The sequence below is a fragment of the Cephaloticoccus capnophilus genome, assembly GCF_001580045.1.
GTDB classification, from domain to species: Bacteria; Verrucomicrobiota; Verrucomicrobiia; order Opitutales; family Opitutaceae; genus Cephaloticoccus; species Cephaloticoccus capnophilus.
Genome location: NZ_LSZP01000062.1, coordinates 84,944 through 102,622, shown reverse-complemented (window position 1 = coordinate 102,622; position 17,679 = coordinate 84,944). Strand labels below are relative to the sequence as shown.

The following is a 17,679-nucleotide window of genomic DNA, read 5'->3' as shown; positions in this document are numbered from 1 at the left end:
CCCGCCTCAACCTTGTACAAGGTGGTCCGTGAAATTCCTGCTCGTTGCGCTACGGCGGCATTGCTTAGCCTGCGTCGCTTGCGGGCAAGACGGAGCCGCTCTCCCAGTGAGGACAGGAGCCGCTGCTCTTGAGGGAAGACGGTGGGCGGTTTACGTGGCATGTTCGCTATTATGGGCTATACCTATCTAATTTGTCCATAATAGATAAATATTTCGTTTTGAGCGCGTAGCGCGCCTTTTTCCCACTACGCGTGGGGCGGCACCCATTTACAGAGCCGCTTGGTTGCCGTGCATTCGCACAGCAGCCAAGCGGCTCTGTGAAAAGGACCCCATTGTTTGGAGGCGGGAGTTTACTGGTGATTTTTCCCACCTCGCCCAAACGGGTTATCACTCTACTTTTCCCTCCCTGTCGCAGCGCGACAGGGGAAAGTGCTTTCAAATTTTGGATTTCGCTTTCGCGCGATAGCGCGATGCGAAATCCAAAATTGAATGGGTGCAGCGATGGACGGCGGGCCAACGAGCCCGCCGCCAAATAAAACAGCCTGCGGCTGCGCCCCACGCGCAGTGGAAGCTTAGAGAGGGCGGGCACTGACCGCGCGGCATCTGGCTCGCGGCTCGCCACTCACGTGTGCTGCGCACGCTCGCCGCTGCGAACCTGTTCTAAGCTGATACGTAGCAAGGAGTAGCGGTCTGCGTTTCGTTTACTTAGATAACGGTTGCAATCGACTCTATGCGCTCTTCCCCTTGGCCCTTTTCGCTTTTTTTCCCTCTGTGAGATTACGCTCTGCATACCGACTTCTCCCCGCGCTACTCGTTTGCTCTGTTGGGCTTTTGCAGTCGTTGCAGGGGGCTGAAGGGAGGACTTTTGACCGACCACAGCTTCCCGAGGACTACTTCCCTCAGTTGCGGTCGGTTTTGGATGATGCGCTCCGCGAGTCTCCACGTATGCTTTTGGCGCGACTCGAGCTCGACGTCGCCGACGGCGCGCTTACCCAAGCGCGCGCAGGGCTCTACCCGACCTTGAACGGTTTTTCTCGAGGCCTGCTCACGAGCGACATCCGAAGAGACCGGCCGGGAACCGTTAACGCGACAAAGATCTACTACGACATTGGGCTTTCCCAGCCTCTTTTCCATTGGGGAGAAAAACGTAACAACGCCCGCATCGGCGCGATCCGCGCCTCGCTCGCCGAGCGTGATTACGAAGAAGGCTACCGGCTGCTCGCCCGTGAAATCCGGCAAGGCTACCTGAGGCTCATCTCGCTAAAATCCCAACTCGTCGGGGCACGCTTTGGGCGGGAGCAGGCCGCTGCGGCTTTGCGTGCTGCCGAAGAGCGCGTTAAGGCAGGGCTCATTACCGGAGCTGAGCTCTTTGGCCCACGGATTGCACTTGAGCGGGCCGAGCTCAGCGAAGCTTCGGCGGAAGCGGCCTTTATCGCGGCCAGTGAGCAGTTCGAGCTGCTCACGGGGGCGGCGGCTCCGACGGAGGTCGAGCTTCCCGAAGAGCTACCTGAAATCCAAGCGCAGGCCGAGGCCACTGGCTTACTCTTTGCCGAGTTTCTGGCGGAGCCGAAGCCCTCGACACCCACCTTAGAAAGGCTTGAGGAAGAAACCGAGATTGCTCGGCTGACTTACAAAAACCAAAAAACGCGACTGCGCCCGAAGTTCAATTTCACCCTCGGGGTGAGCCAAGACGAGCAGAGCTACACGATAAATAGCGGCCAACGTTATGGTGTGACCTCGCGCTACGCGGGCATTCAGGTGAACTGGGCGATTTTCGACGGCTGGGCAAATCGCGGCGCGGTCCGCAGTTCGCTCGCCCGGCTGCGCAGTGCCGAAGCCCGCTACACGCAAGCCCAGTCTGCCGCTCGCCAACAAGCCCGCGCGGCCACTCGCGCACTCGAGCTCGCCCAACGAGAGATGCAGCTCAATGATCGGCTCCTTAGCAGCAGCCGAGATTATCTGCAAATCCGAGAAGACGACTTCGCGGCGGGCCGCATCTCGCGCGAGGTGCTCGACCAAGCCCAATCGGGCTATTACTCGGCCCGCACTTCCGCCAACAACGCCCGCCTCAACTACCTAATGGCTCAAGTCGAGCTCCTCACCAAGCTCGACCGCGATCCGCTGCTGGAGCATCTCCCCAAGCCTTAACCCCTCCGCCCGTCTTGCCGCTCTGCGGCGACTGCCTTTAAAACGCCTCCCTGTCACCCGCTATACACATGGGCAAAAAGACCTTAATCGCTGCGTTTGCCGCGCTCCTCGTAGTTTTCGCTTACCTCTACTTTTCGCGTCCCTCGGCTTATGTTGCCGAGGCGCGAGCGGGTAGGGCGGTCAAGGCCGTGCCGGGGAGCATCACCGTCCAAGCCGAGTATGAGATGCAGCTTCGCAGCGACCTCGGCGGTCGCGTCCTGCGCAGTTTTATCGACAAGGGCCAGCACGTGAGCGAGGGCGATGTCCTCTGCGAACTCGATACGGGCGACCTGCGCCTCGAAATTGAGCGGATAGAAAACGAGTACGAAACGGCCAAGCGCCGCCTCGCCGTCGGCTCCGCAGTCGAGCTCCAACTCGCCACCTCTGCCGAAAACCTCGCCGAGTTTGAGCGGCTCAACCGCGCGGGGCGTTACGCCGATGCCGAGCTCACCAAGCGCCGCCGTGAGCACGCCCAAGTCGAGCAGCGCGCCGCGCTCGAAAAAGTTAACAACGAGCAAACGCTCGCCACTTACGAAAACACGCTTCGCCAAAAACAACGCCAGCTAGAGAAGATGACGCTGCGCGCGCCTTTCGACGGCGTCGTGAGCCAGGTCTACGCCCGCGCGGGCGATCTCATCGGCGGCGGCGCGTCCATCGCCTCGCTCATTTCCACCAGCCGCACCGTGGAGGCGAAGATCAGCGAAGAGGACTTTGCCGACATCCGCGTCGGCCAAAAAGTTTCCGCGCGCTTCCTGCCTTACGGCACCACGCTTTACGACGGCACGGTGAGCAAAATCCTCCCGACTGCCGATCCGACTACCCAACGCTACATCGTCGAGCTAGAGGTGGACATCCCCGCCGATCGGCTCGTCCCAGGAATCACTGGTGAGGTGATAATCGTCGTTGGCGAGCGCGACGCCAAGGCGCTCATCCCGCGCCGCGCGCTCTTTGGCAGCGCGGTTTACGTCGTGCGCGAAGGTCGCGTCGAGCTGCGCCCGGTCACAGTCGGCTACGTGAGCCTCACCACGGTCGAAATCACCAAAGGGCTCGAAGCGGGCGATCAAGTCATCGTCGAAGCCCTCGACCAATTCCGCGAAGGTCAGCGCGTGCGCCCCGTGCTTCCGGGGACAGAGGGTAATTAGTCTCGATTTCCGATAACCCACACCGCGTTCCCGCCGCTCATCGCTCCGCCGTTTTTCGCCCCATGTCGCCGAATCTGCGCATCGCCTACCGCTTCCTGACCGCGAAGAAGCGTGCCATGTTGATGAGCCTGTCGTGCATCGTGCTCGGCGTGGGCCTGTTTGTCGTCACGCAGGCGACGACCAAGGGTTTTGAGGAGTTTTTTATCCGCACCATCCTCGGCACGCGCGGCGCGATTGTCATTGAAGACCAGATACAGGACACGATACGCAGCATGAGTGCGGGCGGGGGCGGTTCCGGCTTCGAGCTTCAGCAAAAAGAAGGCCGCAAATACATCCAAGGCATTCGCGAACCCAAACTCCTCATAGAAGCGCTCGCGCAGTTCCCTAGCGTGCTGGCCGTCTCCGAAGTCGTCACCGGAAACCTTACAATCAAGAGCTCATTCCAAGACGCGGTGGTTAAGGTTTACGGGATAAATCTCGAAGACCACATGCGCGTCTCCGAGCTCGGTAACCAAATCGTGCGCGGCGAGCTCAACGAGTTTCGCGCGAGCCCCAGCGGGGCGATTCTCGGCCTCGAAATGGCGCAACGGCTCCAGCTCGACCTCGGCGATTCCTTTGTGCTGGAGACCGGCGGGCAAAGCCGCCGCTACCGCGTCGCCGCGCTCTACGAGACCGGCGTCAGCGACATCGACCGCGTGACCCTGTACCTCAATTTGAGCGAGGCTCGCTCGCTGCTCTCGCGCCCGACCGGCGCCTCCTACCTGCAAGTCAACCTCGCCGACAAAGATCGCGCCCCCGCAGAGGCCGACCACATGCGCGAAGTGCTCGGCCACAGTGCAAAATCGTGGCAAGAGCGCGAACGCTCCTGGCTCCAAGCCTTCGCTGCGCTCAGCTACTCGTCGGCCATCACGGTCTCGGTCTTCACGCTCATCGCCGGCCTCGCGATGTTTAACACGCTGGCCATGCTCGTTATGGAGAAGACCAAGGAAATCGCGATTCTGCGCTCGATGGGCTATACCCGAGAAGACATCTCCCAGATCTTCCTCTGGCAGGCAGGCATCGTCCTCGCGATCGGCTGTCTGCTCGGGATGGGCTTTGGCGCGGGCGTGACCTACGCCGTCTCAAAAATCCCGCTCTCGATTTCCGGAATTTTTAAAACCGAGACCTTCGTCGTCTCGTGGAACAAGTGGCACTACGTCAGCGCCAGCGCGACCGCCATAACGATGGTCATGATCGCCAGCCTTATCCCCGCCCGCCGCGCCGCCCGACTCGAACCCGGCGACGTCATTCGCGGCACCGCTCAATAACCGAAACTTATGACGCTGCCGCCTCACGCCTCTCCGGTTTCCGCTATTGCGGGCACTTCCCGCAACGACCAGCTCGCGCTACATTGTAGCGGGCTGCACCGCTATTTGGGCCAAGGCGAAGGCCGTGTGCACGTCCTCAAAGGCGTGTCCTTCGAGGCGCGACGTGGCCAAGTTTACGCAATCGTCGGCCCCAGCGGCTGCGGGAAAAGCACGCTGCTTTACCTGCTCGGCCTCCTAGACCGGCAAGACGCGGGCGACATCGTCATTAATGGCCAAGCCATGTCGCAGAGCAGTGATGCGGCACGCACCGCGGCCCGCTGCGAACACATCGGCTTCGTCTTCCAGTTTCACTTTCTGATGCCCGAGTTTAGTGCGCTCGATAATGTGATGATGCCCATGCGAAAGCTGGGCCGCCTCACCGCGCCCGAGATGGAGGCGCGTGCGCTCGAGCTTTTGGGCGAAGTGGGCCTGCGGCAAAAAGCGCACCGACTCGGCACGCAGCTCTCCGGCGGCGAGCAGCAACGCGTGGCAATCGCCCGCGCACTGGCCAACCAGCCGTCAATCATCCTGGCCGACGAGCCGACCGGAAACCTCGACGTAAAAAACTCCGCAATGATTTTCGACCTGCTTACGCGCCTAGCAAAGGACAACGGCCAAGCAGTGATCCTCGTGACGCACAACCCCGAGATCGCCGACGCGTGTGACACCGTGCGCCCAATGCGCGACGGCCTGTTTGTCTAGGAAACCGCCGCAGGCTGTTTTATTTTGCGGGCCGCTCGTTGGCGGCCCGTCAGTGTCAGCGCTTAAAGAGCTCCACTACGCGTGGGGCGGCAGCGTGTCGCTGCACCCATTTAGATTTTGGTTTCGCCTCTGCGCGTTGCGCAGAAACGAAACCAAAATCTGAAAAGGCCCCCAAACTTTGGGACGGAAGTTTACTGGTGATTTTTCCCTCCTCGCCCAAACGGGTTATCACTCTACTTTCCCCGCCCTGTCGCAACGCGACAGGGGAGAGTGCTTTCAAATTTGGGATTTCGCTTTCGCGCGATAGCGCGATGCGGAATCCCAAATTAAATGGAAGCGGTCACTGACCGCCGCTCCACGCGTAGTGGAAAAGGATCATCCAGCGCTAGGCGAGCGGGCACGGGCCGCCGATTAGCAGCCCTATGCGAACTATTAGCTAATGCTAATGATTAGCACGGCTTGGTATACGTAGTAGAATTTTGGGTTTACTTTGAAAAATCGGTGGGTTGCCTCGCGGCTTCCTTTGTTTGAACCACACGACCTGTGAGCCACGACTTATCGCGAAAACACTTTGTTGCTAAGGGCCTAGGGCTGCTCGCCCTAGTTGGGATTGCGCCCAAACTGCGCGCGTTTTCCGCGTCTCCTGCTGCTGCCCAAGCGCGTGTGTCCTCGTTGCGGTCTGGCGGCGTCCAGCGCAGCGCCACTGCTCGCAACCAAGCCCTGCCGCAAGTGCGCGTGGAGCCGCGTGCGGTGGCCCACGGCGATATTTCGACTGCGGCCTCATCATCCCCCGCTGCCACCGCATCTTCTTTTAGGAACTAAGCTCCTCCTACCCAAGCACGCGCGCTCGAACCCACGCCCATGTCCAAGCTTTTTCCTAAATCGGCCAACAAGCTCCCGTTACAGATCGTCATTTATCTGTTCGTGCTCGGTGGCATCGCCACGGCGGGCGTGAGTTACTACATGACGCCGAGCTATACGCGGATCGGCTACGCACCCACGCAGCCTGTCCCCTTTAGCCATGCGCTTCACGCGGGCCAGCTCGGCCTTGATTGCCGCTATTGCCATGTCGGCGTCGATAAAGGCCCGGCCTCGACTATTCCGACTGCGCAGACCTGCATGAACTGTCATAACCAGGTCAAGCTGGATAGCCCGCTGCTCGCGGTGGTCCGCGAGAGCTACGAGACCGGCGATCCGGTGCCCTGGGTAAAGGTGCACCAAGTGCCCGACTACGTTTACTTTAACCACTCCGCACACATTACTCGCGGGGTGAGCTGTGTGGAGTGCCACGGTCGCGTCGACCAGATGGACACGGTCACCCACGCCAAGTCGCTGAGCATGAGCTTCTGCCTCGACTGTCACCGCAACCCCGAAGCCGCCGTGCGTCCGCTCGACAAGGTCACTGACCTCGCGTGGGAGCATCCCGAAGGCAAGGCCGGTCAACTGCGTGACGGTGCAAAGTTTGTCCACGACTGGAACGTCAAGCCCCCGCAAAGCTGCTCTGGCTGCCATCGATGAAGCGCATAGTTCAACATCCCGCCCCCTCTGAGCAGGAGCTCGCCAATGGCCCGCGTTACTGGCGCAGCCTCGACGAGCTTGCCTCTACGCCCGGCTTTAAAGCGCAGCTTGAGCGCGAATTTCCCGAAGGCGCGTCCAGCCTCGAAGGGGTAGACCGCCGCGGTTTCATGAAGATCATGGCCGCGTCCTTCGCCCTCGGGGGCGTGGGACTCGCGGGCTGCCGCCGCCCAGAGGCGCACATCCTCCCTTACGGAAAATCCGTTGAGGGCGTCATTCCCGGCCTGCCGCTTTACTTCGCGTCGGCGATGCCCGTGCGCAAAGGCGCGGTGCCTATCCTCGCCGAGACGCACCAAGGCCGCCCGACAAAAATCGAGGGCAACCCGGGCTATGCGGCTTACAAAGGCGGCAACAATGCCTTCGTCCAAGCCAGCGTGTTAGACCTTTACGACCCCGACCGCTCGACGACTTCGACCGTCGATGGCGCGGCAGTGTCGCAAGCGGCGATTAACGACCTGTTGGCGGGCATCTACGTGGATGCTACGGGCAGCGACGGCGCAGGGCTCGCTATCCTCGCCGGGCACTCCAGTTCGCCGACCCGCGCGGCTCTCGTTAAAAGGCTGCGCAAGAAATTCCCCAAAGCGATTTGGGCGGAGTACGAGCCGGTGCAGGACGAAGTGCCGGTGAGTGCCGCGCGCGCTGCCTTTGGCCGCGACGTGAAGCCGATTTACCAGTTCGGAAAAGCGCGCCGCATCCTCTCGATTGACGCGGACTTTTTCCACTCCGAGGCGCACTCGCTCTACTACACCCGCGAATTCAGTAAGGGCCGCAAAGTCGTCAAAAGAGACGACCCGATGAACCGGCTCTACTCGGTGGAGAGTGCCTTCTCCCTCGTCGGCGCGATGGCCGATCACCGGCTGCGCTTGGCGAGCAGCCACATGCTCGCCTTTGCCGCTGCGCTCGCGGGCAAGGTCACGGGCACGAGCGACTTCGCGCCGCTCGCCCAAGGGCTCGACTTTAAAGACCGTGAAGCGTGGCTCGATGCCTGCGCCGCCGACCTGCTCGCGCACAAAGGCGAGTGCCTCGTCGTCGCCGGGGCGCACCTGCCGCCGCCTGTCCACGCTATCGTTTACGCGCTCAACTACGCGCTCGGAAATATCGGCAAGACGCTTGATTTCGTCGAGCTACCCGAGGATGAGCCGGTTGCCGCGAGCATCACTGCGCTCACCAAGGCAATCGACGCAGGCTCGGTCGAAACGCTGCTCATCCTCGGCGGCAACCCGGCTTACGATGCGCCTGCGGACTTGGGCTTTGCGGAAAAACTGGGCCGCGTGCCCAACGTTATCCGTTATGGCTACTATGTGGACGAGACCTCGCAGCTTGCCCGCACGCACATTCACGCGGCGCACTACCTAGAGTCCTGGGGCGACGCGCGCACGAGCGACGGCACCATCGTTCCGGTGCAACCGATGATTCTCCCGCTCTTTAATGGGCTAACGGAGATCGAACTGATCGCACGCATCCTCGGCGAGCCGGAGAGCGACCCCTATACGCTCGTTTATAAAACGATCAGCGAACTCGCTGGCACGCGAAACGAAGCGACCGCGCAGCAGCTATTTAAACAATTTCTGCACGACGGTTTCTTGGCCGACTCGGCTTATCGGAAGACTGAAGTGCGCTTCAACGCTGCCGGACTCGCGCCGTTTTTTGCGCTGGTGTCCGCTCCGCCGGAGCTTTCGCCCGACAACCTCGAAGTGCGCTTCACCTTCGACGCCAAGGTCGATGACGGACGCTACGCGAACAACGGCTGGCTCCAAGAATGCCCCGACCCGATTACCAAATTGGCCTGGGACAACGCGATTCTCGTTAGCCCGCGCCTAGGCAAGCACCTCGGCATCGACCCGCAAGGCTCGCTCCTGCAAGTCGCCCGCAAGGAAGTCGCCAATTTCAAGCAAGGCAAAGAGCAGGCCTTCATCGGCGAGGTGACGCTCAACGGCGTGACCGTGCGCGGCCCGCTCCACATCCAGCCCGGCCTTTCCAACTATACGATCGTCCTGCCGCTCGGCTATGGCCGCCGCGTTTCCGGTCGGGTGGGGAAGGGCGTTGGCCACGACTTCTATCCGCTGCGCACGACGAGCGGGCTCGGCTTCGCAACCGGCGCGACGCTGCGCGTGACCAAGGATGTTTACGCGCTCGCCAACACGCAGGAGCACTGGTCGATGGAAGGCCGCGAAATCGTCCGCGAGGAGAATTTTAAGGAAGATGGCACGACTGACCTCGGCTTCGTAAACAAGTTTGGCATCGAGTCGCACGCTCCCGCCAATCTCGGCGAGGGCAACAGTGCCGCAGAGCTCGCTGCGCTCCCGCCTGAAGAGCGCGCCGCCCGCCAGGCCTTGTTTGCGGTCAATACGCCGCGCGGCCAGTCGCTTTACGAGCATCCTGACTTCACCGGCACGCACCAGTGGGGCATGTCGATCGACCTGAACACCTGCATCGGCTGCAACGCCTGCATCATCGCCTGTCAGGCCGAGAATAACATCCCCATCGTCGGCAAAGACCAAGTCTTACGCGGACGTGAGATGCACTGGGTGCGGCTCGATCGCTATTACTCGGACGGCAACATTGAGGCCGCTGCCTTTGGTGGGCCCGGCAACAAAGAGATTCCCGAAGACCCGCAAGTCTCGCTCCAACCGATCTCGTGCATGCAGTGCGAGATGGCCCCTTGCGAAATCGTCTGCCCCGTAAACGCCACCGTGCACGACGAAGAAGGCCTCAACACGATGGCCTACAACCGCTGCATCGGCACGCGCTACTGCGCCAACAACTGCCCGTATAAAGTGCGCCGCTTCAACTTCTTCGACTGGAACGACCGCGCAATCGACGAAGTTTACCTCGGGCCGCTCGGCAAGTCCGGCATGCCCGAGCTGGTCAAGATGGTGCAAAACCCCGACGTGAGCGTGCGCATGCGCGGCGTCATGGAAAAGTGCACCTACTGTGTGCAACGCATCCAGCAGGCCAAGATTCGCCAAAAGGTGAAGGCCGGTGCGTCTGGCGCAGTCGAGATCCCCGACGGTGAAATCAAGGTCGCTTGCCAAGAGGTTTGCCCGGTCGATGGCGTCGCCTTTGGCAACCTCAAAGACCCGAATAGCGCGGTCTCGAAGGCCAAGGCCCGCGAGCAAGACTACGCGCTGCTCGGCTACCTCAACATCCGTCCCCGCACCACTTACCTCGGCAAGCTTCGCAATCCGAACCCTGCGATGCCCGACTACGCTGCGATGCCCTTTAGCCGCACCGAATACGAAAAGAAAAACCACCCGCCGCATCCTGAGGGCGCCCACGGTCACGGACACGACGACCACGGCGCACACGCGCACACGACGCTGGGGACGACGCAAACCAGCGAAGGCTCGGCGGCGTCCGCCGCCCTGCGCACTTCGCTAATGGGAGGGCTCGCCTAATGGCCGCCGCACACGCACAGGCCGCCGCCACCGCGCCGCGCAACGCGATTCTCGATGAGGTCGCGCCTGCGCACTTGCCCCGCGCCACACTCGTCGAGAGCGAGCGCAGCATGGGCTGGGTGACGGATAAGATTTGCGGAATTATCGAAGGCAAAACGCCGCGCTGGTGGTGGCTGCTGTTCATCGTCTCCTGCTGTGTCGCATCCTTCACGGTCGCCGGTATTACTTACCTCGTCGCGACCGGCGTCGGTGTTTGGGGACACGCCAACCCCGTCAACTGGGCCTGGGATATCGTTAACTTCGTTTTCTGGATTGGTATCGGCCACGCGGGCACGCTGATTTCGGCCATTTTGTGTCTGCTGCGCCAAAAGTGGCGCACGTCCATTAACCGTGCGGCGGAGGCGATGACGATTTTCGCGGTCGTCTGCGCGGCGATTTTTCCGGTCTTTCACGTCGGTCGGGTGTGGTTTGCGTGGTTCCTGTTCCCGCTGCCCAACTACAACGACATCTGGCAAAACTACCGCTCGCCGCTGGAGTGGGACGTGTTCGCCGTCTCGACCTATGGCACGGTTTCGGTGCTCTTCTGGTATGTCGGGCTCATCCCTGACCTCGCGATTTTGCGCGACCGTTTTTTCGCCGCCGGTAACAAGCTGCGCGCCTCGCTTTACGGTTTCTTCGCAATGGGCTGGCGCGGCTCGAACCGCCACTGGAGCAACTACGAGATGGCCTACTTGATCCTGGCCGGTATCTCCACGCCGCTCGTGCTCTCGGTGCACACCATCGTGTCGTTCGACTTTGCGGTGTCGCTCTTACCCGGCTGGCACACGACGATTTTCCCGCCTTACTTCGTTGCGGGCGCCATTTTCTCGGGCTTCGGGATGGTCTTAACGCTGATGCTGCCGGTGCGTGCCGTCTACGGCATGCAAGATCTCATCACGCAGTATCACATCGACTGCATGTGTAAGATCGTTTTGGCGACGGGCACCATCGTCGGCTACGCCTACGGGATGGAGTTCTTCATCGCCTGGTATGGGGCGAACCCCAACGAGGGCTTTGCCTTCATCAACCGTGCCTTCGGTCACTACGCGTGGGCCTACTGGTGGATGATCGGGTGTAACGTCATCACGCCGCAGTTCTTCTGGTTTAAGGCGGTGCGTAACAACACGACCTTCGTGTGGGTGCTCTCGCTCTTCGTTAACGTGGGCATGTGGTTCGAGCGCTTCGTCATCATCGTGACTTCTCTGGCGCGCGACTTCCTGCCGTCGTCGTGGGGCTACTACAGCCCCTCGATTGTCGAGATCTTCACCTTCTTTGGCACCTTTGGCGTCTTCGGCGTGCTCTTCCTGCTCTTCATGCGCTTCCTCCCGGTCATGCCGATGGCGGAAATTAAGATGGTCATGCCGCAGGCCGATCCGCACGCAGGCCACGACGACCACGGCCACGCTGCACACGCGAAACACTAATTGCGCAGCACCGACTCTTCACACGCACACAATCTAACGCGCTACCTTTTCACACGTCCGACATGTCTGAACAACCATACGGCTTGATTGCGACCTTCGACACTGCTGCGGGGCTCTACCATGCAGCGGAGCAGGTGCGCGATGCCGGTTACAAAAACTGGGACTGCATCACGCCTTGCCCCGTGCACGGGCTCGACGGCGCGATGGGCCTTGGCCGCTCGCGCGTGCCACGCATCTCGCTTTGCGGTGGCCTACTCGGCTTCACCACCGGCATGTCGCTCATCTATTGGAGCGGCGCGGTAAACTACCCGCTGATTGTCGGCGGCAAGCCGCTCTTTAGCCCGATGTTTGCGTTTCCGGTCAGTTACGAACTCACGATTTTGTTCACCGCGTTTGCGACGATCATCGGGATGTTCGTCTTAAACGGGCTGCCGCGCCACTATCACCCTGTCCTCAAGGACGACGTGATTCTGCGCGGGCTCGACGACAAATTTCTCATCGTTATCGAAGCGGGCGACCCGCGCTTCGATGCTATTCACACCCGCGCCTTACTCGAGAACATCGGCGGCACGGGGATCAAGGAGTTGGAGGCTTAACCGCGACCTACCATGCGCAACGTTTACCTAGTCACCGCGCTCGCCGTCGTCCTCCTCGTCTCCGTCCTCGGATTGCGGGGGACGGTCTTTACTGCGCCGCCGATGGACGTCTTCCCCGAGTGGGCGTTTCCCGGGATGAAGCGGCAGTCGAAGTATAAGCCGCAGGCGAGCAGCAAGCTCTTTGCCGATGGTCGCGCGGACCGTCCGCTCCCTGCGGGAGTCGTCGCCGCCAACTACGGCCCGCTCGGTCGCCCGCTGCAAAGCGACTCGCACTTGCTTAGCGGCAAGCTCGCGGACGGCAGCTTTGCGCGCGGCTTCCCCGAGTCGATCGAGGTCAACCGCCAGTTTTTGGAGCAAGGCCGTGAGCGTTACTCGATTTACTGCGCGCCGTGCCACGGTGCGCTCGGTGACGGCAACGGCATTACCAAGTCCTACGGCATGGGCGCGACGCCCACCTATCACGACGAGCGGCTGCGTGAGATCGCCGAAGGCGAGATCCTCAACACGATTCTCCACGGTAAGGGCAACATGCTCTCCTACGCCGATAAGCTCACGATAGAGGAGAGCTGGGCGGTCATCGCCTACGTGCGCGCCCTGCAACTCGCCCAACACGCCAGCCCGGCCGACGTGCCCGCTGCCCACAAACCTTCGCTCGGTATCAAATGAGTAGTCCCAACGTAACTACTGCCACTGCCTCCGTGGCCCTCGCCGCAAATGCGGTGAGCGCGGCGGCTGCGCCCGTTTCGGCAAGCCCCGCGTCAACGAAAGCCCTGGCCGCCAAGTTTCTCGGTGTCGGGCTCATCGGCATCGCGGCGACCGCACTCGGGCTCTTCGTCTCGCCGCCTAAAACGGTCGTGCTCGCCTGGCTCGTCGGCGTGTCGTTTTGGACGGCCATCGCCATCGGGATGCTGCTGCTCGTCCTCATCCACCATATTTTTGACGCGTCGTGGTCGGTCGTGCTGCGCCGCCAATTCGAGCACGGGCTGGCGAGCTTTAAGTGGCTTGGGCTGCTCTTTGCGCCGCTACTCATCATCACTTGGATGCAGCCCGGGTTTATCTGGGATTGGACGAATCTCGCGTCGCCGCTTCATGGCGGCCACGGCACAGTCGGTGACGATGTCCTCTACATCAAGAAGGCCGGCTTCCTCAACACCACCATGCTCACCGCGATGAGTGTGGGCTTCTTCCTCATCTGGATGTGGCTCTCGGCGCGGCTGCGCAAAGCGTCCTTTACCCAAGACAGCGACGGTAATGTGGGGTGGACGACCATGAACCGCACGACCGCCGCCTTCGGGATTCCGCTCGTCGCGCTCTCGCTCACCGGAGCCGCCATTTATTGGATGAAGAGCCTCGAGTATCACTGGTTCTCGACGATGTATGGCGTGTGGTTTTTTGCCAATTGCGCACGCGGGGCCCTCTCTATCGGCATCGTCATTACGCTGTGGCTTTCCGCGCGCGGGGACTACCAAGGCATTTTAAACAAGAACCACCTGCACAGCATTGGGCAGCTCATGTTGGCCTTCACTGTCTTCTGGGCCTACGTGACCTTCTCCCAATACTTCTTGATTTGGAACGCCAACGTCCCCGAGGAAACCTTCTGGTATAACTTGCGCGAAATTAACAACAGCGACGGCCAGCCCAACCAGTGGAAATGGGTCGGCATGCTGCTCCTCTTCGGTCACTTTTTCGGGCCCTTCCTCGCGCTGCTCTCCTACCGCTTCAAGGTCACGCCGCACATCATCCGTCGGATCGCCTACTGGATTTTGGCGATCATCCTCGTCGACCTGTGCTACAACATTTTGCCCGCGCTCAAAGATGCACATGGCGACCCCGAGCCCTTCCTTTCGATGACGCTCTTGTGGGTCGTGACTGCCGTCATCGGCGTGGGCGGTGTCTGTGCGTGGGCCTACCTGCGCAGCTTTCCCTCCGCCAAACTCATCCCGATTCGCGACCCGCGTATCACCGAGTGCCTCACACACCATGAGTAACGCCACGTCCCATACCCCTTTTGCTCCCGCGCAAAAAAAGGCCTGCCGCTGCGACTGTGCGTCGCTGCTCGCCGTGCTCGGCTGCTTCGCGCTTTTCCTCCTGCTGGTTTCGCTCGCTTACTTGCCCAAAAAACAAGGCACCGAGCGCGGGCCCTTTGACCAAGATGGGATTCGCACGCCCGCTGAGCGTTTGGAAAAACTCGCCGAGATCCGCGCCAACGAAGCCGCCGCCGCCCACGCTTACGCGTGGCTCGACCAATCGGCTGGCCAGCTCCAAATCCCCATCGAGCGCGCGATGGAGCTCATCGCCCAACGTCACTCGGCCAAGTCACAACAGCCGTAGGTTCTTGTCTTTTCGCGACCCCTTATGAGGACGGCGCATCTCTCTTTGTTTTCCAACTCCACCAATGACCACCTCTTCCAGTCCGGCACTCGCTGAAGTGAGCGACCTCGATCGCTCCGCCCGCTGGCCGCTCGCCTTTCTGATTTTGGCGAGTCTTGGCTGGCTGGTTTTTAGCGGTTTCACGGCTCTGCTCAACACGCTCCAAGTCCTCGAACCGCGCCTCCTCGCCGATTGCGAATGGTTCATCTATGGCCGCCTGCAAGCGATTCAGGAAAGCGCCTTCCTCTACGGCTGGGCGGTCAACGCCGCGCTTGCCGTTGGGCTTTGGCTGCTCGTGCGTCTGGGCGGTGCGCCGCTCCGCGCGGCAAACTGGGTGGCGGTTGGCGCGCTGTTTTGGAATCTCGGGCTGACGCTCGGCCTTGGCGGCATCGCTGCCGGGCACATGACCTCCTTCGCGCTTTTCCAGCTTCCCGACTACATCCAGCCGCTCATGCTCGCCGCCTTTGCCGCCATGGCTGCGCCGGGCGTCCTCGCGTGGACGGGTCGCCGCGAACGCCCGACCTTTGCTAGCCAATGGTATGTCGTCGCGGCGCTGTTCCTTTTCCCGTGGGCCTTTTCCGTCGCGCAAGTGATGCTGCTCTTTGCGCCGGTGCGCGGTGTCCTTCAGCCGATTATCGCGACTTGGTTCGGGCAAAACTTCCTCGGGCTCTTCCTCGCACCTATCGCGATCGCTGTGCTCTACTATCTCTTGCCCAAAATTAAGGGCCAAGTGCTGCCGGCTTACGACTTTGCGCCTTACGGGTTCTGGGCACTGCTGCTCTTTGCGAGTTGGACGGGCGGGCGGCACCTCATCGGCGGGCCGGTTCCGGCTTGGCTGCCCACGACGGCGATTGCAGCGGCGTCCATGCTCCTTTTCCACCACTTGATTCTGGCGCTCAATTTGCGCGGGCTCTTCGCCCCCGGCGGCAGCCTCGCGCTCAAGTTTGCGGCGGGCGGCCTCGCCGCCTATCTGCTCTCGGGCCTGAGTGACGCAGTCTTCTCGATGCGCGGCCTGTCCGTCATTACGCACTTCACTTATTTCGAGCAGGCGCAGTCCCAGCTTTTCTTGGGCGCGTTTTCGCTGAGCATTTTCGCAGCGATTTACACCCTCGCCCCGCGCCTCCTCGGTATAGTTTGGCCCTCGGTCACGCTTATCCGTGCGCACTTTCTGGCCTCATTCATAGGGATTCCCGTGCTCGTGCTCGTCCTTGCGCTTGCAGGCTGGCAACAGGGCGTCGCCCTCGCGGATGCGGAGATCCCGCTGCGCACTATCGCCGCCAACACGCGGCCTTGGCTCCAAGTCGCCGCCGCCGCGCAGGCCGTCCTCCTCTTTGGTAACCTTACGTTCCTTGTTCACTTCGCAGGGCTGCTCTGCTTCTCGCGCCGTGGTGGCGCGTCGATCGCCCAATTTCGCCAACTCCAAGCCTTGGAGGCCACTGCGTCATGAAAAATAGTGCCGTCTTCTTCTTAGGCCTTTTCGCGGTCTTCGCGCTCTCTTGGGCGGGCATCGTCCTCGGCACGCAGGCGCAACTCGGCGACCTCGCGCCGCACTTCGACGAGATGGAAGAAAAAGCCTTTCCGTTGCGCCAAAGTGGGCTCGCCACCCGCGGCCAGCAGGTATTCCAAGACCTCGGTTGCATCGCTTGCCACACGCAACAAGTGCGGCGCCCCGACTTCGGCAGCGACCAAGCGCGCGGCTGGGGCGATCGCCAGAGCGTCTCCCGCGACTACCTTTACCAGGCCCGCCCACTACTCGGAAATCAACGCAGCGGGCCCGATCTCGCCAACTACGGTGCACGCGCCGAGGCACGCGAACTCACCGAGGCCGACATGCTCGTAGAGCTTTACAACGGCAGCGACGAGCGCCCGCCGCACCGCTTCCTCTTTGAAGTGCGCGAAATCTTAGGCGAGCCCTCGCCCAAGGCCCTGCACGGCGTCGCGCCCGAAGGCTACGAACTCGTCCCCACTGAGCGTGCGCTGAACCTCGTCGCTTACCTCTTTAGCCTGAAACAAACTTACGACTTTGCCGAAGCGCAGCCCTACGAAGGCGGCGAAGACGCAGCCGAGGGAGGAGCCCAGTAATGAGTGCCAATAATTCCCCCCAGAACGACAGAGCCGCTGACCCGCGCTTAGAGCAGCTCGCTGCGAGCGACGAAAGCCTCCTCCACGTACATGACCGCGCCAGTGCCGGCGCGCCCGACGTGGGAGCCCGCTATCAGCTCCTGCCGCTTGCGCTACTCTTTATCTTTAGCGGACTCATCTTCTACGGCGGCACCTATCTGAACCGCTACTCGGGGCACTTTAGCGCGGAAGTCTTTGACGAACGCAAATTGCCCGGTGGCGAAGTCCAAGTCGTGCAAATCGACCCGATCACGCTCGGCAAACGTCAATACGCGCTCGCCTGTGTGACCTGCCACATGCCCAACGGCCAAGGCTTGCCCACGGTTTATCCCTCGCTCGTTGATTCCGAGTGGGTAACTGGCTCCGAAGAGCGGCTCATCCGCATCGTCATGCACGGGCTCAAGGGCCCGGTAACCGTGAAGGGCGAAACCTTTAATGCGGCGGCGATGCCTGCCTTCGGCCAAGTCCCCGGCAGCGGTTACAACTGGAGCGACGAACGGATCGCTGCCGTGCTGACCTACATCCGCCAAGAGTGGGGCAACGACGCTACGCCGATCGAGACGGCCACGGTCGCGGCCGTCCGCGCCGAAATCCCCGCCCGCGCCGAGTGGTCCGAAGCCGAACTGCTGGCGATTCCGTAAGCGGTAAATCAGGGCGCGGTCGCGCCCTGCGTCCTAATCGCTGCGGGATTCGCGGGCAGTGCAGCCGAAGCCTTTCCGGCTTCGCTGCGCTTTCTGATTTGTAGCCTCGGCGCGCGCTTGTGCCTGTCGCGCGTAAAG

At 61.5% G+C, this 17,679-nt stretch carries 16 protein-coding genes; 15 read left to right on the top strand and 1 reads right to left on the bottom strand.

The genetic code is table 11. From position 1 onward, the window contains the following. The coding region (locus AXK12_RS09555; protein WP_156468943.1) for a helix-turn-helix domain-containing protein at positions 1-161 on the bottom strand (161 nt) is incomplete at its 3' end. Positions 162-771: 610 nt separating this feature from the next. Here AXK12_RS09555 and AXK12_RS08340 point away from each other — a divergent pair. From AXK12_RS08340 to AXK12_RS08275, 15 genes are all read left to right on the top strand, one after another. Next, the gene (locus tag AXK12_RS08340) at positions 772-2,148 is read left to right on the top strand and encodes a TolC family protein (RefSeq protein ID WP_269446584.1); all 1,377 of its coding nucleotides are present in this window, start codon (positions 772-774) and stop codon (positions 2,146-2,148) included. 68 nt (positions 2,149-2,216) lie between these two features. Further along, positions 2,217-3,329 carry an efflux RND transporter periplasmic adaptor subunit gene (locus tag AXK12_RS08335; RefSeq protein ID WP_068713342.1) on the top strand — a complete coding sequence of 371 codons (1,113 nt, stop codon included), beginning with the start codon at positions 2,217-2,219 and terminating at the stop codon, positions 3,327-3,329. Positions 3,330-3,391: 62 nt separating this feature from the next. Next, the gene (locus AXK12_RS08330; RefSeq protein WP_068713340.1) at positions 3,392-4,636 is read left to right on the top strand and encodes an ABC transporter permease; all 1,245 of its coding nucleotides are present in this window, start codon (positions 3,392-3,394) and stop codon (positions 4,634-4,636) included. Between the two features lie 9 nt (positions 4,637-4,645). Continuing rightward, positions 4,646-5,377 carry an ABC transporter ATP-binding protein gene (locus AXK12_RS08325; RefSeq protein WP_082782759.1) on the top strand — a complete coding sequence of 244 codons (732 nt, stop codon included), beginning with the start codon at positions 4,646-4,648 and terminating at the stop codon, positions 5,375-5,377. Between the two features lie 543 nt (positions 5,378-5,920). After that, positions 5,921-6,199: a hypothetical protein gene (locus tag AXK12_RS09165; protein WP_156468940.1), complete on the top strand. Its 279-nt coding sequence runs from the start codon at positions 5,921-5,923 to the stop codon at positions 6,197-6,199. A 39-nt stretch (positions 6,200-6,238) separates the two neighbouring features. Continuing rightward, on the top strand, positions 6,239-6,895 hold the full coding sequence (locus tag AXK12_RS08320) for a cytochrome c3 family protein (protein WP_068713338.1): 657 nt from the start codon (positions 6,239-6,241) through the stop codon (positions 6,893-6,895). Then, positions 6,892-10,350 (top strand): TAT-variant-translocated molybdopterin oxidoreductase, encoded by a 3,459-nt coding sequence (locus AXK12_RS08315; RefSeq protein WP_068713336.1) that lies wholly within the window; start codon positions 6,892-6,894, stop codon positions 10,348-10,350. The genes AXK12_RS08320 and AXK12_RS08315 overlap by 4 nt, the downstream gene beginning before the upstream one ends. Continuing rightward, entirely contained in the window at positions 10,350-11,813 is a 1,464-nt protein-coding gene (nrfD, locus tag AXK12_RS08310; RefSeq protein WP_068713334.1) for an NrfD/PsrC family molybdoenzyme membrane anchor subunit, read from the top strand. The genes AXK12_RS08315 and nrfD overlap by 1 nt, the downstream gene beginning before the upstream one ends. 62 nt (positions 11,814-11,875) lie before the next feature. Continuing rightward, a complete protein-coding gene (locus AXK12_RS08305) occupies positions 11,876-12,409 on the top strand; it encodes a DUF3341 domain-containing protein (RefSeq protein WP_068713332.1) in 534 nt (177 codons plus the stop codon). Between the two features lie 12 nt (positions 12,410-12,421). After that, positions 12,422-13,075: a c-type cytochrome gene (locus AXK12_RS08300; RefSeq protein ID WP_068713330.1), complete on the top strand. Its 654-nt coding sequence runs from the start codon at positions 12,422-12,424 to the stop codon at positions 13,073-13,075. After that, complete coding sequence (locus AXK12_RS08295; protein ID WP_068713328.1) at positions 13,072-14,397, top strand: hypothetical protein; 1,326 nt, start codon at positions 13,072-13,074, stop codon at positions 14,395-14,397. The genes AXK12_RS08300 and AXK12_RS08295 overlap by 4 nt, the downstream gene beginning before the upstream one ends. Beyond that, positions 14,390-14,740: a hypothetical protein gene (locus AXK12_RS08290; protein WP_068713326.1), complete on the top strand. Its 351-nt coding sequence runs from the start codon at positions 14,390-14,392 to the stop codon at positions 14,738-14,740. Before AXK12_RS08295 ends, AXK12_RS08290 begins: the two co-directional genes overlap by 8 nt. A 64-nt stretch (positions 14,741-14,804) precedes the next feature. Further along, a complete protein-coding gene (locus AXK12_RS08285) occupies positions 14,805-16,226 on the top strand; it encodes a cbb3-type cytochrome c oxidase subunit I (RefSeq protein WP_068713324.1) in 1,422 nt (473 codons plus the stop codon). Beyond that, positions 16,223-16,861, top strand: a complete 639-nt coding sequence (locus tag AXK12_RS08280; RefSeq protein WP_068713322.1) for a cbb3-type cytochrome c oxidase subunit II — start codon at positions 16,223-16,225, stop codon at positions 16,859-16,861. The genes AXK12_RS08285 and AXK12_RS08280 overlap by 4 nt, the downstream gene beginning before the upstream one ends. Continuing rightward, positions 16,861-17,541, top strand: a complete 681-nt coding sequence (locus AXK12_RS08275) for a c-type cytochrome (protein ID WP_068713320.1) — start codon at positions 16,861-16,863, stop codon at positions 17,539-17,541. The genes AXK12_RS08280 and AXK12_RS08275 overlap by 1 nt, the downstream gene beginning before the upstream one ends. The last annotated feature ends 138 nt before the right edge of the window (positions 17,542-17,679 follow it).

Excerpts from the sequence above, each read along its gene's own strand:
- AXK12_RS08280 (WP_068713322.1), top strand. The coding sequence starts at position 16,223 with ATGAAAAATAGTGCCGTCTTCTTCTTAGGCCTTTTCGCGGTCTTCGCG.
- AXK12_RS08275 (WP_068713320.1), top strand. The coding sequence starts at position 16,861 with ATGAGTGCCAATAATTCCCCCCAGAACGACAGAGCCGCTGACCCGCGC.
- AXK12_RS08300 (WP_068713330.1), top strand. The coding sequence starts at position 12,422 with ATGCGCAACGTTTACCTAGTCACCGCGCTCGCCGTCGTCCTCCTCGTC.
- AXK12_RS08315 (WP_068713336.1), top strand. The coding sequence starts at position 6,892 with ATGAAGCGCATAGTTCAACATCCCGCCCCCTCTGAGCAGGAGCTCGCC.
- AXK12_RS08290 (WP_068713326.1), top strand. The coding sequence starts at position 14,390 with ATGAGTAACGCCACGTCCCATACCCCTTTTGCTCCCGCGCAAAAAAAG.
- AXK12_RS08330 (WP_068713340.1), top strand. The coding sequence starts at position 3,392 with ATGTCGCCGAATCTGCGCATCGCCTACCGCTTCCTGACCGCGAAGAAG.
- AXK12_RS08325 (WP_082782759.1), top strand. The coding sequence starts at position 4,646 with ATGACGCTGCCGCCTCACGCCTCTCCGGTTTCCGCTATTGCGGGCACT.
- nrfD (WP_068713334.1), top strand. The coding sequence starts at position 10,350 with ATGGCCGCCGCACACGCACAGGCCGCCGCCACCGCGCCGCGCAACGCG.
- AXK12_RS08295 (WP_068713328.1), top strand. The coding sequence starts at position 13,072 with ATGAGTAGTCCCAACGTAACTACTGCCACTGCCTCCGTGGCCCTCGCC.
- AXK12_RS08335 (WP_068713342.1), top strand. The coding sequence starts at position 2,217 with ATGGGCAAAAAGACCTTAATCGCTGCGTTTGCCGCGCTCCTCGTAGTT.
- AXK12_RS08285 (WP_068713324.1), top strand. The coding sequence starts at position 14,805 with ATGACCACCTCTTCCAGTCCGGCACTCGCTGAAGTGAGCGACCTCGAT.
- AXK12_RS08320 (WP_068713338.1), top strand. The coding sequence starts at position 6,239 with ATGTCCAAGCTTTTTCCTAAATCGGCCAACAAGCTCCCGTTACAGATC.
- AXK12_RS08305 (WP_068713332.1), top strand. The coding sequence starts at position 11,876 with ATGTCTGAACAACCATACGGCTTGATTGCGACCTTCGACACTGCTGCG.